This is a genomic window from Pseudomonas sp. AC242 (genome assembly GCF_979258655.1).
Genome location: NZ_OZ409873.1, coordinates 5,526,373 through 5,542,209, shown reverse-complemented (window position 1 = coordinate 5,542,209; position 15,837 = coordinate 5,526,373). Strand labels below are relative to the sequence as shown.

Annotated in this window: 11 protein-coding genes; all 11 read left to right on the top strand. The window is 61.7% G+C overall.

The genetic code is table 11. The features are described from left to right. The gene (gene tssH / locus ACZZ0A_RS24980; RefSeq protein WP_463543856.1) at window positions 1-2,658 is read left to right on the top strand and encodes a type VI secretion system ATPase TssH; all 2,658 of its coding nucleotides are present in this window, start codon (window positions 1-3) and stop codon (window positions 2,656-2,658) included. 10 nt (window positions 2,659-2,668) lie between these two features. Then, entirely contained in the window at window positions 2,669-4,189 is a 1,521-nt protein-coding gene (locus ACZZ0A_RS24975) for a sigma-54 interaction domain-containing protein (protein ID WP_095113199.1), read from the top strand. Window positions 4,190-4,282: 93 nt separating this feature from the next. After that, on the top strand, window positions 4,283-4,423 hold the full coding sequence (locus tag ACZZ0A_RS24970; RefSeq protein WP_007920296.1) for a hypothetical protein: 141 nt from the start codon (window positions 4,283-4,285) through the stop codon (window positions 4,421-4,423). 18 nt (window positions 4,424-4,441) lie between these two features. Then, a complete protein-coding gene (gene tagH / locus ACZZ0A_RS24965; protein ID WP_463543855.1) occupies window positions 4,442-5,638 on the top strand; it encodes a type VI secretion system-associated FHA domain protein TagH in 1,197 nt (398 codons plus the stop codon). A gap of 5 nt (window positions 5,639-5,643) precedes the next feature. Next, window positions 5,644-6,144 (top strand): type VI secretion system lipoprotein TssJ, encoded by a 501-nt coding sequence (gene tssJ / locus ACZZ0A_RS24960; protein WP_007920299.1) that lies wholly within the window; start codon window positions 5,644-5,646, stop codon window positions 6,142-6,144. A 2-nt stretch (window positions 6,145-6,146) separates the two neighbouring features. After that, complete coding sequence (gene tssK, locus ACZZ0A_RS24955) at window positions 6,147-7,478, top strand: type VI secretion system baseplate subunit TssK (RefSeq protein ID WP_007920300.1); 1,332 nt, start codon at window positions 6,147-6,149, stop codon at window positions 7,476-7,478. A 5-nt stretch (window positions 7,479-7,483) separates the two neighbouring features. Beyond that, on the top strand, window positions 7,484-8,359 hold the full coding sequence (gene icmH / locus ACZZ0A_RS24950; protein ID WP_007920301.1) for a type IVB secretion system protein IcmH/DotU: 876 nt from the start codon (window positions 7,484-7,486) through the stop codon (window positions 8,357-8,359). Between the two features lie 13 nt (window positions 8,360-8,372). After that, on the top strand, window positions 8,373-11,912 hold the full coding sequence (tssM, locus tag ACZZ0A_RS24945) for a type VI secretion system membrane subunit TssM (protein WP_463543854.1): 3,540 nt from the start codon (window positions 8,373-8,375) through the stop codon (window positions 11,910-11,912). Next, complete coding sequence (locus ACZZ0A_RS24940; protein ID WP_064389582.1) at window positions 11,912-12,640, top strand: PP2C family protein-serine/threonine phosphatase; 729 nt, start codon at window positions 11,912-11,914, stop codon at window positions 12,638-12,640. Before tssM ends, ACZZ0A_RS24940 begins: the two co-directional genes overlap by 1 nt. Continuing rightward, complete coding sequence (locus ACZZ0A_RS24935; RefSeq protein ID WP_463543853.1) at window positions 12,637-13,638, top strand: serine/threonine-protein kinase; 1,002 nt, start codon at window positions 12,637-12,639, stop codon at window positions 13,636-13,638. The genes ACZZ0A_RS24940 and ACZZ0A_RS24935 overlap by 4 nt, the downstream gene beginning before the upstream one ends. 28 nt (window positions 13,639-13,666) lie before the next feature. Further along, window positions 13,667-15,703 carry a type VI secretion system Vgr family protein gene (locus ACZZ0A_RS24930; protein WP_463543852.1) on the top strand — a complete coding sequence of 679 codons (2,037 nt, stop codon included), beginning with the start codon at window positions 13,667-13,669 and terminating at the stop codon, window positions 15,701-15,703. The last annotated feature ends 134 nt before the right edge of the window (window positions 15,704-15,837 follow it).

Genomic DNA, 15,837 nt, shown 5'->3' with positions numbered 1-15,837 from the left:
ATGATCAACGTAGACCTGCAACAACTCATCCAGGCGCTGGACGCCGAAACCCGTCGTGATCTGGAACGTTCCGCCGAGCGTTGCGTGGCCCGTGGCGGTAGCAAGATCCTCGTCGAAGATTTGATGCTCGGCCTGCTCGAGCGTCCGAACGGCTTGCTGTCGCGCGCACTGCAGGATGCAGACGTCGACGCCGGTGAACTCAGCGCCGCGCTGCAATCGCGCGTCGAACACAGCGCTTCGCGCAATCCGGTGTTCGCCCCGGAACTGGTGCAGTGGCTGCAAGATGCGCTGCTGGTGGCCAACCTCGAACTGGGCCAGACCCAGGTCGAAGACGCCGCGCTGATCCTTGCGCTGCTGCGCAACCCGATGCGCTACGCCGGCAGCCGCTATCAGCCGCTGCTCGCCAAGCTGAACATCGATCGCCTGAAGGAATTTGCCCTGTCGCAACAGGAGCAACCGGCGGCCAATGGCAAACCAGCGGCGCAGGGCGAATCGCTGTTGCAGCGCTTCACCCACAACCTGACCCAACAGGCCCGCGACGGCAAACTCGACCCGGTGCTGTGCCGTGACGGCGCGATCCGCCAGATGGTCGACATCCTCGCCCGTCGCCGCAAAAACAACCCGATCGTCGTCGGTGAAGCTGGCGTGGGTAAGACGGCTATCGTCGAAGGCCTGGCGTCGCGCATCGCCGCCGGTGAAGTGCCGCAAGTGCTCAAAGGCGTTGAACTGCTGTCGCTGGACATGGGCCTGTTGCAGGCCGGCGCCAGCGTCAAAGGTGAATTCGAACGTCGCCTCAAAGGCGTGATCGACGAAGTCAAAGCTTCGCCGAAACCGATCATTCTGTTCATCGACGAAGCTCACACGCTGATCGGCGCCGGCGGCAATGCTGGCGGTTCCGACGCGGCCAACCTGCTGAAACCGGCACTCGCCCGTGGCGAACTGCGCACCATCGCTGCGACCACTTGGGCCGAGTACAAGAAATACTTCGAGAAAGACCCGGCGCTGGCCCGTCGTTTCCAACCGGTGCAACTGCACGAACCGACCGTCAGTGAAGCGGTGACTATCCTCCGTGGTCTGGCCCAGGTTTACGAGAAGAGCCACGGCATCTATCTGCGTGATGACGCGGTGGTCTCGGCGGCGGAATTGTCCGCACGTTATCTGGCCGGTCGACAACTGCCGGACAAAGCTGTCGACGTTCTCGACACCGCTTGCGCCCGCGTACGCATCAGCCTCGCCGCAGCCCCGGAAAGCCTTGAACGCCTGCGTGGCGAACTGGCTGAAGGTGGCCGTCAGCGTCAGGCGCTGCGCCGCGATGCCGAAGCCGGTCTGCTGATCGACCACGAAGCGCTCGATGCTCTGGAAGCGCGTCTCGACGATGCCGAAGACGAAATGGTCGCGCTGGAAACCCTGTGGACTGAGCAGAAGCAACTGGCCGAGCGCCTGTTGGAATTGCGTCAGCAACTGGCCAAGGCTCGTGAAGCCGCCGCTGTCGAGCCGACCGTCACCGTTGAAGAAGACGCCGAAGGCACCGTGATCGAAACCGTCGCTGCCGAAGTCGAAGAAGGCCAAAGCGTCGAAGCGCTGGAAGCCCAACTCAACGAAACCCACAGCGCCTTGACCGCCGCTCAAGTCAAAGAGCGTCTGGTCAGCTTCGAAGTGTGCCCGCGTCTGGTCGCCGAAGTGATCAGCGCCTGGACCGGCGTGCCATTGGCGCAACTGGCCCGCGAGCACAACGCCAAAGTCGCCAGTTTCGCCACCGACCTGCGCACGCGCATCCGTGGTCAGGAACAAGCCGTGCACGCACTGGATCGCTCGATGCGTGCCACCGCTGCCGGCCTGAACAAACCTGACGCGCCGGTCGGCGTGTTCCTGCTGGTCGGCCCGAGCGGCGTCGGTAAAACCGAAACCGCACTGGCCCTCGCTGATTTGCTGTACGGCGGTGATCGTTTCATCACCACCATCAACATGTCCGAGTTCCAGGAGAAGCACACCGTCTCCCGTCTGATCGGCGCGCCACCGGGCTACGTCGGCTACGGCGAGGGCGGCATGCTCACCGAAGCCGTACGCCAGAAGCCGTACTCGGTGGTGCTGCTCGATGAAGTCGAGAAGGCTGATCCGGACGTGCTCAACCTGTTCTATCAAATCTTCGACAAGGGCGTGGCCAACGACGGCGAAGGTCGCGAGATCGACTTCCGCAATACGTTGATCCTGATGACCTCGAACCTCGGTAGCGACAAGATCAGCGACCTTTGCGAAAACGGCGCACGGCCGACCGCTGAAGTCCTCGAAGAAACCATTCGCCCAGTGCTGAGCAAACACTTCAAACCGGCGCTGCTGGCGCGGATGAAAGTGGTGCCGTACTACCCGGTCGGCGGCCCGGTGCTGCGCGAGCTGATCGAGATCAAACTCGGTCGTCTCGGCGAGCGTCTCAACCGTCGTCAGCTGGATTTCAGCTGGTGCCAGAACCTCGTCGATCACCTGTCCGAGCGTTGCACGCAAAGCGACAGCGGCGCGCGCCTGATCGATCATCTGCTCGATCAGCATGTGCTGCCACTGGTGGCGGATCGTCTGCTCGACGCCATGGCCACCGGTGAAAGCCTCAAGCGTGTGCATGCCACGCTCGACGGTGAAGCCAGCGTGACGTGCGAGTTCGCCTGAGGTGGGTGTGATGTTCACTCAGGTGCCGCAGCCACTGGTCTATGCCGAAGCGTTGCTGGCGCAGTTCGCCAGTCTGTCGCGGGCGGCGGACGGTGCTGCGTTGCTGGGTGACTTCGTGCGCGGGTTGGCCGAGCTGAGCGGTTGCGAATTGACGCAGCTGTATCTGCTCGACGCCACCCACACGTGCCTGGGGATGAACGCCGAATGCCTCGACGGCGCTCTGCAACCGCGTGAAGCGGCGAGCCTGCCGGCGGATTACAACGGTGAGCAACTGCTGCAATTCGCCCTGTGCCAGAACCGCGTGGTGTGCCTCGACGACTTGAGCGGCAGCTTGCACGAAACCAGTTTCCTGCCAGCGGCGACCTCGCCGTGGCAGTCGCTGTTGTGCGTGCCACTGGTCAATCAGCACAAAGCTGTTGAAGGTTTGCTGTTGTGCGCCAGCCGTCGTCGTACCCACCTGCAAGGCTTCGCCGATTCCCTCGGCCAGCTCGGCTCGTTCGTGCTTGGCCAGTTGCATTTGCTGCAACGTCTGCGCCAGCCACTGGCGGAATCGGCAACGGTAGCGCGCAGCGTGCCGAGCATCAGTGGCTATGGCTTGATCGGCAAAAGCGCGGCGATGCGCCAGACCCATTCGCTGATCAGCAAAGTCCTGCACAGTCCGTACACCGTGTTGTTGCGCGGCGAAACCGGCACCGGCAAGGAAGTCGTTGCGCGGGCGATTCACGATTGCGGCCCGCGCCGTTCCCAGGCGTTTATCGTGCAGAACTGCGCGGCGGTTCCGGAAAATCTGCTGGAAAGCGAGCTGTTCGGCTATCGCAAAGGCGCGTTCACCGGTGCCGATCGCGACCGCGCCGGGCTGTTCGATGCGGCCAATGGCGGCACGTTGTTGCTCGACGAGATCGGCGACATGCCGTTGTCGTTGCAGGCGAAGATCTTGCGCGTGTTGCAGGAAGGTGAGATCCGTCCGCTGGGCTCCAACGACACGCACAAAATCGATGTACGCATCATCGCCGCAACGCACCGCGATCTGTCGACGCTGGTCAGCGAAGGCAAATTCCGCGAGGACTTGTACTACCGCCTCGCGCAATTCCCGATCGAGCTGCCGGCGCTGCGTCAGCGTGAAGGCGACATCCTCGAACTGGCCCAGCACTTCGCCGAGAAGACCTGCACGTATTTGCAACGCGATCCGGTGCGCTGGTCGAGCGCGGCGCTGGAACACCTGTCCGGCTACAACTTCCCCGGCAACGTGCGTGAACTCAAGGCCTTGGTCGAGCGTGCGGTGCTGTTGTGCGAGGGCGGCGAGTTGCTCGCCGAGCATTTCTCCCTGCGCATGGAGGCAATGCCGGAAGACAACAGCCACCTGAATTTGCGCGAACGTCTGGAGCAGGTCGAACGCACGTTATTGCTCGACTGCCTGCGCAAGAACGACGGCAACCAGACCCTCGCCGCCCGCGAGCTCGGCCTTCCGAGGCGCACGCTGCTGTATCGGCTCGGCCGTCTGAACATCAATCTGGGAGATTTCGATGGGTAGGCAAAAAGTCATCGAAATCCTCGCAAAAACCAATTTCAGCGCCGCCCGCAAGGGTCGGCGCTTTGTGCTTTGTCTACCCCTGGAGACCCTCTGATGTCTGTTCGTCACTGGCAAGCTGTCCTGCTGACCCTCGTCGTTCTATGCGGCCTGGGCGGCTGTAGCGGCAATTACAAATTCAACGACAACGACTATCGCCCGTTGGGTGATCCGCAAGCGGTCAATCGCGGCAAGTGACCGCAAGGAGCATCAAACATGGAATTGGTTTTCGAAATGCTGAACACCAAGCAGTTCGTGCCCACCGAGTTGTGCCAGAAGACCTTTAAACAGGCCGGCGGCGTGATCGGGCGGGGCGAGGACTGCGACTGGATCATCCCTGACCGCAAGCGTCACCTGTCCAATCACCACGCGATTGTCAGCTACCGCGAAGGCACGTTCTTCCTCACCGACACCAGCAGCAACGGTGTCCAGGACGGCGAGAGCGGCGCGCGTCTGCACAAAGGCGAACCGGTGCGCATCGAGCACGGCAGCACCTACGTGCTGGGTGACTTCGAAATTCGCGCGCGACTGGTGCGCGACCCGGCGACCTTCGACGGTGAAGTCGGCCGTCCACGCGCCGCTGGCAGCATCATTCCCGACGACGCGTTCCTCGATCTCGACCCGCTCGATGCTCTCGAGCAGCAAGAGCGTGTGTACTCGGAAATCGACGAGTTGCTGGCGCCGAACACCAAACCTGAGGATTCCCGTCAACGCGCCGACTACGCGCGCATCGACATGGAAAGCCTGATGGTGCCGGAGCTGATCGCCGCCCCGGTCGAACCTGAGCCCGCTCCGGCACCGAAAGCCGTTGAGCGTCAAAGCGAAGGTTTCTGGGATCATTTCGGTGCGGCGCTGGGTGTCGACGTCAAAGGCCTCAGCCACGACGAACGCGAAGCCCTGGCGCTGAACGCTGCGCGCTTGTTGCGCCAAAGCATCGGCGGTCTGCAGCAAAGCCTGCGCACCCGTTCGGAGCTGAAAAACGAGCTGCGTCTGGCCCAGACCACCGTGCAAGGCACCAACAAGAACCCGCTGAAATTCGCCGTCGATCCGAGCGAAGCCCTGCAGATTCTGTTGCAGCCAAGCAAGCCCGGCCATCTGCCGGCCGAGCAAGCCATCTCTCGTGCGTTCCGCGATCTGCAGGCGCATCAAGTGGCACTGCTGACCGCCAGTCGCGCCGCCGTGCGCGGCACGCTGGAGCACTTCTCGCCAGAGCAACTGACCCTGCGTTTCGAGCGCGACAACAAGCCGTTGATCGCCACCTCGGGCGGGCGCTGGAGAGCGTTCGGCCGATATCACCAGGCGCTGCGTCAGGACGATGACTGGAGCGAGCGTCTGCTGGCCCGCGACTTCGCCCAGGCCTACGAAGAACAGATCCGCCTGATCTCCACCCTCCACACCGACCACCAAGGATGATGCGCATGTCTCGCCGCTCGACCGCTTTTTTCAAGACGCTGACTGCGCTCACCGTGCTGGTGCTGCTCGCCGGTTGCTCGTCGCTGTCGCCGTACTCGAAAGTGACCAAGATCAACCTGAAGCTGACCGGCAGCGATCAGCTCAACCCGGACCTCAACGGTCGGCCGTCGCCGATCGTCGTGCGCCTGTTCGAACTCAAGCACCCGGTGACCTTCGAAAACGCTGATTTCTTCAGCCTCTACGAGCGCGCCAAGGAATCCCTCAATCCGGATCTGGTGGCCAGCGAAGAGCTTGAGCTGCGCCCGGGTGAAACCGTGGAGATGAAGCTCAAGGTGGAGGAGGGCAGTCTTTATGTTGGCGTTCTCGCCGCTTACCGCGACTTGCCGGACACCCAATGGCGCCACACCGTTCAGATCACTCCGCTGGAGGTCACTGAAGTCGATCTGACTCTGGACCAGACCGGCATCCGCAACACCAATCAAGTGCTCGCCAAGGCGGATGACTGATCATGAATACCCATAAAGTCATTTGGCAGGAAGGCATGCTGCTGCGTCCGCAGCACTTCCAGCACAACGATCGTTATTACGATCACCAGATGAAAACCCGCACCCAATTGCTGGGTGGCTACACCTGGGGTTTCCTCAATCTGGAGATCGACTTGCAGTTCCTCAACATGGGCAAACTGGTGATCAGTGAAGCCTCGGGGATTCTGCCGGACGGCAGCCTGTTCGAACTCGGTGGCAACACCGAGCCGCTGGCGCTGGACGTACCGCCGAACACCGGCAACACGCCGATCTACCTGGCGCTGCCGCTGGTCACCGGTAACCACATCGAGTCGCGCCGCCCGGAGCAATCCGACGTGCTCGCGCGTTACACCGCGTACGACGCCGAAGTGGCCGACTCCAACGCCGGCGACGATTCCGCCAGCCAGGTCAGCTGCGGTCGCCCGGACTTCAAACTGTTGCTCGGCGAGCAGCAGAGCGATCAGGCCTACGTCAAGCTGAAGATCTGCGACGTGCTCGACACCACGCCGGACGGCGTGATCAGCCTCGACCCGGATTTCGTGCCGACCTACATTCAGGCCCACGCCTCCAGCTATCTGCTGTCGTGCCTGAAAGAAGTCATCAGCATGCTCAACCACCGTGGCGACACGATTGCCGAGCGGATTCGCTCCAACGGCAAGGTCGGCGGTGCCGAAGTTGGCGACTTCATGATGCTGCAACTGATCAACCGCACCGAACTGCTGCTGCGCCACTACCTCGGCCTGGAGCAAGTGCACCCGGAAGAGTTGTACCGCACGCTGCTGACCATGCTCGGCGATCTGGCGACCTTTTCCGGCGAGAGCAAACGCCCGCGCCTGGACAGCCGCTACTCCCACGCCGATCAGGGCGGGAGCTTCCGCAAACTGATGGAAGCGATTCGTCAGGTGCTGTCGATGGTGCTCGAACAGCACGCCATCGAACTGATCCTGCAAGCGCGTCAGTACGGGATCATCGTCTCGCCGTTGCACGACCACAAACTGCTTGGCTCGGCGTCGTTCGTGCTGGCAGCCAGTGCCAACTGCGACTCCGAAGAACTGCGCCACCGCTTGCCGGCGCACCTCAAGGTCGGCCCGGTGGAACGTATCCGCCAACTGGTCAACCTGCACTTGCCGGGGATCAAGGTCAAACCGTTGCCGGTGGCCCCGCGGCAGATCGCGTTCCATTCGAACAAAACCTATTTCATCCTCGAACTCAGTTCCGAAGACCTGGCACAACTCGAGCGCTCCGGCGGTTTCGCGTTCCATGTGTCCGGCGAATTCGCCGAGCTTGAACTGAAATTCTGGGCCATCAGGAACTGACCGACATGATCAAGGAAACGGATTACAACCAGGACGACAAAACCGTCCTGCTCGATCGTCAAGGCCACGGACCGGCATCGAGTCCGCTGACCGACTTCGCCGCGCCGCCGCGTTTCGAGCAACTGGAAGAACGCATGATCTACGCCGCGCGCCTGCGCCCGGCCGAAGCGTTCAACATCAGCCTCAATTCGCTGGTCGCTGCTTCGTCCGAGCTGCTTTCGGAAGTGGTGCGCCTCAAGCACAGCGAAACCCGCGAAGACTTGTACGCACTCAACGAGCGTCTGACTGCCGGGCTGAAATTGTTTGAAGTACGCGCCCTGCACAACGGCGCCGAAAGCAGCCAGGTGATGGCCGCGCGTTACGTGCTCTGCACCGTGGTCGACGAAGCCGTCGTGACCACACCGTGGGGCAACGAAAGCGAATGGTCGCAGATGAGCCTGCTGAGCAGCTTCCACAACGAAACGTTCGGTGGCGAGAAGTTCTTCCAGTTGCTCGATCGCCTGTCGAAAAACCCGGTCAAGCACTTGCCGATGCTCGAGTTGATGTACCTGTGCCTGTCCCTCGGTTTCGAGGGCAAGTACCGCGTACAGGCACGCGGCATGCTCGAGCTTGAAGGCATCCGTGACGCCTTGTACCGGCAGATCCGTCAGTTGCGTGGCGACGTGCCGCGCGAGTTGTCGCCGCACTGGGAAGGTCTCAACGATCAGCGTCGCAACCTGGTGCGCATCGTGCCGGCGTGGATGGTGGTGTTGTTCACTTTGGTCTGTCTGGTGGTGATGTATTCGGGCTTCGCCTGGGTCTTGGGCGAGCAGCGCGACACCGTTCTGCAACCTTATCAGCCGCTTGATCCGGCCGCGGTGCAACCGCAGTCGCAGCCGTAAACAGGGACGTGTGATGAAAAAGTTTTTCAAGAAAGTCGGCGCCTTCCTGCGCCAGACCTGGGTCTGGACTTTGCTGTTGGTGCTGTTCGTGGCGCTGCTGGTGTGGTTCGTCGGCCCGTTGTTGGCGGTTGATGATTACAAGTTCTGGGAAAGCGCGACCGCGCGCCTGCTGACCATCGCTGTGCTGTTCCTGATCTGGGGCCTGACCATGGTCTTCGTCAGCTGGCGCAGCGGTATCCGCAAGAAAGCCGAGGAAGAAAGCGAGGACGGCCAGGACCGCATTCGCCGCGAAGAGCTGATCGACGAAGAACAGAAAGAGTTGAAGGCGCGCTTCAAAGACGCGCTGAAAACCCTGAAGACGTCGAGCCTGTATCGCGGCCGCAGCGAGCGCTGGCGCAGTGACTTGCCGTGGTACCTGCTGATCGGTCCGCAGGCCTCGGGCAAGACCAGCCTGCTGGATTTTTCCGGTCTGGAATTCCCGATCAACAAGATCGACCGCAAGCTGACCCGCGACACCCTCGGCACCCGTCATTGCGACTGGTACTTCGCCGACCACGGTGTGCTGATCGACACCGCCGGGCGTTACACCACGCAACCGGATGTGGAAGTCGACGGCGGCGCCTGGACGACATTGCTGGAGCTACTGCGCAAGCGTCGTCGCGGGCGTCCGTTGAACGGCGTGCTGGTGACCATTCCGGTGGAAACCCTGCTCGGCGGCAGTGAGCAGGACATCGACACCCTCGCGCGCCAGATTCGCGGCCGTCTGCAAGACGTGCATCAGAAACTGCACGTCGACGTGCCGGTCTATCTGGTCCTGAGCAAGGCTGACAAGCTGCTCGGCTTCGACGAGTTCTTCGATCAACTGACCCGCGAAGAAAGCGATCAAGTGCTCGGCACCAGTTTCCGCAAGGATCAGGTCGGCACCGACGTCGCTGTGCTGCGCAACGAGTTCGAAGAACTGCTGCGCCGCCTCAACAGCCAAGTGATCATGCGCATGCACTCCGAGCGCGATACCCAGCGCCGTGGCCGCATCCTCGACTTCCCGCATCAACTAGGGCAGATCGGCGAGCGCCTGTGCCTGTTCGTCGACATGGCGTTCACCGGCAACCGTTATCAGCGTGCCACGCAACTGCGTGGTTTCTACCTGACCAGCGCGCCGCACCTGACCCAAGAGATGGATGCGACCACTGCCGGCATCGGCGCCAGCCTCGGCATGAGCGCCGGTGTGCTGCCGACCCTGCGCAGCGGTCGTTCGCGCTTCATTCATCACTTGTTCAGCCAGGTGATTTTCCCCGAATCCGACCTAGCCGGTCTGGACAAGCGCGAACGCAGCCGTATTCATTGGGGCCAACGTGCGTTGTACGTCGGCGCACTGGCTGCGCTGGCACTGTTCGGCATGCTCTGGGCGGGCGGTTTCTCGGCCAACTACGAGCGCTTGGAAAACCTGCGTAATCTGGCGCAAAACTGGACGCAGCAACGCACGGCATTGTCGCCGCGTGATGATGCGATGGGCGTGCTGAAAACCCTCGACAGCAGCTACGCCGCGACGCAGGTGTTCCCGAAGAAGGGCGACGTTTCGTATCACGAACGTGGCGGTCTGTATCAGGGCGAAGACGTCAATCCAGTGGTCAAAGAGGCTTACGAGCGCGAGCTTGAAAAGCAACTGCTGCCACGGGTAGCGACGATGCTCGAAGGGCAGATCCGCGCCAACATGAAGGACCGCGACCGCCTGCTCAACAGCCTGCGCGCGTACCTGATGTTGAACATGAAGGATCGTCGCGATGCCGCGTGGCTCAAGGACTGGGTCGCCACTGACTGGTCGACGCGCTACACCGGCAACACCGCTGTGCAGAACGGTTTAAGCGCGCATCTGGAACGTCTGCTGAAGCAGCCGTTTATCTACCCGCTGAACGATCAGTTGGTCACTCAGGCGCGTCAGGTCTTGCGCAGCGAATCGCTGGCCACGGTGGTTTACCGCATGCTCCGCGAGCAGGCGCGCAACCTGCCGGACTACCGTTTCAGCCAACACCTCGGTCCACAAGGCTCGCTGTTTATCGGCACCGAATACGTGATCCCGGGCTTCTACACGCAAACCGGTTATCAGCAGTATTTCTCGGTACAGGGTTCGGCGCTGGTTACCGACATCCTGCGTGACAACTGGGTGCTGGGCGAAGGTGCGGGCATCAGCGACATGGACTTGCGTCGTCTGATGGTCGAGCTGGAGCAACTGTACTTCCGCGACTACGCCAACTATTGGAGCGAAGCGGTTGGCCAGGTTGCCCTGCCGCCGATCAGCGACGCCGGTGAAGGCGCCGAACAACTGGCGGGCCTGACCTCGGCCAACTCGCCGGTGCTGGCATTGCTCACTGAAGTGCGTGAGAACACCCGCTTCCAGGCCGCTGCAGATCCTGTCGAAGAAGCTGGCGACGCTGCTGATGCGCTGGCTGGGCAGAAAGGCAAACTGGGTAAGGTTGGCAAACTTGCCGCCGCCGCAGCAGACAAGGCTTCGGCCCTGAACGTGGCGAAGACCCTGCCGGACACCGCGAAGAAGTCGCTGCAACGCCGCTTCGAACCGCTGCATCGTTTGCTCGATGACAACAACGGCCCGGCGGCGGACCTGACGCCAGCGCTGAACGCGCTCAACGACCTGCAACTGCAACTGGCCGGCCTGGCCCGTTCCAGCACGCCGGAACAAGCCGCGTTCGAAATGGCGAAAACCCGCATGAGCGGCCAGCGTGATGCGCTGACCAACCTGCGCAATGCGTCTAGCCGTCTGCCGCGTCCGCTCAGCGTGTGGTTCAACGTGCTGGCCGAAGACTCGTGGCGTCTGGTGCTTAACGATGCTTACCAATACCTGAACGGCCGTTATCAGAACGAGCTGTACAGCGTGTATGGCAAAACCATCAGCAAGCGTTATCCGTTCAGCGCCAGCAGCACCAGCGACGTGGCGATCAGCGATTTCCGCGAGTTCTTCCGCGCTCAAGGCACCGTCGACCGCTTCTTCGACAGCTACATGCGTCCGTTCGTCAGTGGCGATCCGGGCAACTACCGCATGCGCAGCGTCGACGGTCACAGCCTGCCGGTGTCGAAAATGTATCTGGACCAGATGGCGGCGGCGCTGACGATTCGTCAGAGCTTCTTCTCGATCAACCCGGCCGAGCCGACCGTGCAGTTCAAACTGGAGCCGTACACCCTCGACCCGGCGGTCAGCCGTTCCGAGTTCAAGTTCGGCGACAAGACCATGGAATACCGCCACGGTCCGATCCTGCCAATGTCGTTCAAATGGCCGACCGATGCTGAAGACGGTCGCACCAGTCTGGTCATGGACAAAATGGCCGGGCGCCCGATCGGCATCGAGAAGAACTCCGGCCCATGGTCGCTGTTCCGTCTGTTCGACCTGATGCAGACCGAGTACCTGAGCGGTCGCGACGTGCTGGTGCTGAAAGCCGACGTAGGTGGCCTGCGTGCCAACTACCTGCTGACCAGCCAGCGCACGCCGAACCCGTTCGACATGGGCGTGCTGCGCACCTTCCGTATGCCGGTGCAGCTCTGATGCTGGTGGCCAGTGCCTGGCGCAGCGCGGCGCGTACCGACCCGGGCAAGGTGCGGGCGCGCAACGAAGATGCTTTCCTCGACTCGCCACAGCAGGGGCTGTGGGTGGTCGCGGACGGCATGGGCGGTCATCAGGGTGGCGACATCGCCAGCCAGTTGATCGTCGCCAGCCTGGCTGAACTGCCGCAACACGAGGACTTCGACGAACGCCTCAAAGCCATTCGCCAGTGCCTGCACTGGTTGAACCGGCGTTTGGGGCAGGAGTTGACGGTCACCGCCGGGCGTCACGACAGCATCATGGGCAGCACCGTCGTCGCGCTGCTGGTGGAAGGCAATCGCGCGGCCTGCATCTGGGCCGGCGACAGTCGTTGCTATATGTGGCGTGGGCAGCGTTTGTATCAGCTGTCCAAGGACCATTCGTTGCAACAGCAATTGATCGACGAGCAGCAAATGAGCGTCGAACAAGCGGCAGCGCACCCAGCGGCTCAGGCGTTGACCCGAGCCGTCGGCGCCGCTGAACAACTGACCCTGGATGTCCTCGAACTCGAGGTCTATCCGGGCGATGCGTTTTTGCTCTGCAGCGATGGTTTGTATCAGGGCCTGAGCAGCGATGCCCTCGGCACCGCCCTCAGCCTCAGCGCGCCGCACGTGGCGCTGGAACGTTTGTTCGACGGCGCCCTGCGTGGCGCCGCGCGTGACAACCTGACAGCCGTGGTGATCCGCCAATGACTGAAATCGAATCCTCAGTCGACGACTTGCTGATGAGCGAAGAACAGGCCAACAACCTGACCTACTTCGCCTTCGCCAAGGAAAACAAAGCAGAGCCTTTGCTGGCGCCGACCAAGGCCAGCATCGGTGCACTGCCGGATGTACTCGCCGGTCGCTACCACCTCGAGCGCCTGCTCGGGGCCGGTGGCATGGGCGCCGTTTACCGGGCGCGGGATCTGCTGCACGAACAGTTCGGCGATCCCGACCCTTACATTGCGCTGAAAATCCTCAGCGAAGAATTTGCCGAATCGCCGGACGCCAGTGCCTTGCTCTACAGCGAGTTCGCCCTGACCCGACGCCTGCGCCACGACAACGTCGTGCGTGCACATACCTTTGAAGTCGACACCGACTGCCAGCGGGCCTTCATCACCATGGAATACATGCGTGGCCTGACCCTGGACAAATTGCTCTGCGAGCGGCCCCTCGGCCTGCCGTGGCAAGAGCTGCGCGACATCGTCCTGCCGCTGCTCGACACGCTGGCCTACGCCCACGGTCGCGGCGTGCTGCACGGTGACATGAAACCGAGCAACGTTATGCTCAGCGAAGACGGCTTGCGCCTCTTTGACTTCGGCCTCGGTCAGGCAGAGGAGGGCGTGTTGCCCGGCCTGCCACATCTAAGCCGCGAACGCTTCAACGCCTGGACCCCGGGCTACGCCGCCCCCGAACTGCTTGAGGGCCAACCGTTGTCGGCCAGCGCGGACGTGTACGGCGTGGCCTGTGTGATCTATGAACTGGCGGGCGGCAAACACCCGTTCCGCCGCTTGCCCTCGACTCAGGCGCGCGACGAGCATCTGGAGCGCGAACTGCAAGCACCGGCGAACTTACCGAAACACGGCTGGCCAGCGCTGCGAACCGCGCTGAGCTTCGACCCGGCAGAACGCACCATCACTGCCCAACAATTGCGTGACGCCTTGGGCGCCACTTCGTCCTGGCTGCAACGGTTGCGACTTCGGGCCTAACGGATGACATTCGAACAGGGAGCACTTTATGTTCAACCCAGCTAACGAAACCCACTTCAGCCTCAAGGTCGAAGACTACGTCGGCGACCTGCAAGTGCTGTCGTTCACCGGCACCGAAGGCATCAGCCAGCCGTATCGTTTCGACCTCGAACTGGTCAGCGAAAACCCGGATCTGGACCTTGAGCAACTGCTGCACAAGCAGGCGTTTCTCGCATTCGATCCACAAGGCCCGGGCATCCACGGCCAGATCTACCGCGTCGCCCAAGGCGATGCCGGCAAGCGCCTGACCCGCTACAAAGTGTCGATGGTGCCGCAACTGCAATACCTGCATCACCGCACCAACCAGCGCATCTACCAGCAGATGTCGGCGCCGAAAATCATCGCGCTGATCCTCGAAGAACACGGCATCAAGGGCAACGCCTACAGCTTCCAGCTCAGCGAGCCGTGCCCGGATCGCGACTACTGCGTGCAGTACGACGAAACCGACCTGCACTTCGTCCAGCGTCTGTGTGAAGAGGAAGGCATTCACTACCACTTCCAGCACAGCGACAAAGCTCATCTGCTGGTATTCGGCGACGACCAGACCGTGTTCCCCGATCTCGGCCAGCCGACCGCTTACGTGCAAGGCAGCGGCATGGTCGCCGAAGAACCGGTAATCAAAGGCTTCAAACTGCGCCTGGAAACCCGCACCAGCCGCATCACACGGCGCGACTACGACTTCGAAAAACCGCGCCTGCAAATGGAAGCGGCCTACAGACCCGATGGCGAAAGCACTGAGCCAGATCTCGAAGACTACGACTACCCGGGCCGCTTCATCGACCGCGCCCGTGGCAAGTTCCTCAGCCAGCGCGCCCTCGAACGCCACCGCGCCGACTACCGCCAGGCCGAAGGTCGCGGCGACCAGACCAAACTGGTCAGCGGCCACTTCATGGCCATGTCCGACCACCCGCGCAGCGAGTGGAACGACCTGTGGCTGCTCACCGAAATCTTCCACGAAGGCAAACAGCCGCAAGTCCTCGAAGAAGGCGTGACCAGCGACACCACCGACAACAAGGACGACTTCCACCAAGGCTACCGCAACACCTTCCTCGCCACCCCGTGGGACGTGTTCTACCGCCCGGCGCTCGAACACCCGAAACCGCGCGTCCTCGGCAGCCAGACCGCCATGGTCACCGGCCCTAAAGGCGAAGAAATCCACTGCGACCAGTACGGCCGCATCAAAGTCCAGTTCCACTGGGACCGCGAAGGCCTCGCCGACGACAAAACCAGCTGCTGGCTACGCGTCTCCAGCTCCTGGGCCGGCGACCGCTACGGCGCCATCAGCATCCCGCGCATCGGCATGGAAGTCCTCGTCACCTTCCTCGAAGGCGACCCCGATCAACCGCTGGTGACCGGCTGCCTGTACCACAAGGAAAACCCGGTGCCGTACGCCTTGCCGGCGAACAAGACTCGCAGCGTGTTCAAAACGCTTAGCTCACCGGGTGGCGGTGGGTATAACGAACTGCGTATTGAAGACAAGAAAGGCGCGGAGCAGATCTACATCCATGCGCAGCGGGATTGGGATGAAAACGTAGAGCACGATCAGAAGATTCGGGTCGGCAATGAACGTCACGACACAGTGGTGAAGAACACCTACACCGAGCTGAAGGCTGAAGAACACCGCACCACTATCAGCGACCGCAAGATTGAAGCGAAGCTGGATGATCACCTGACGATTGGGCAGAACCAGCATGTGAAGCTGGGGACTGCGCAGCTGACCAGCGTGGGGAAAGAGATTCACCTCAAGGCTGGGGACAAGATTGTTATTGAGGCTGGGACGGAGCTGACCATTCTTGGGGGTGGGAGTTTTATCAAGCTCGATGGCGGTGGTGTGACGGTGGTTGGGCCGGTGATCAAGATCAATGCCGGTGGGTCGGCTGGGTCGGGCACGGGCATTGGGATTAAGCCGCCGGTGCTGCCGGGGGCGGCGGATAAGGATAAGGCGGGGAGTTTGATGGATCAGGCGTTGGGGAATGCGGTGCCTGAGAAGGTTAAGCCGAAGGCCTTTTTTGTGTTTTCTGAGTAAAAGACATGAATCGTGCTTTTAAGAAAAAATTGATTTTGGGAATGCCAACTGCATCTGTCCCGGTTAGCATGTTTTTTGGTCGAGCTAAAGTGCTATTGAAAATGACAACTTTAACTGCGAAGTCATCAAGTCCG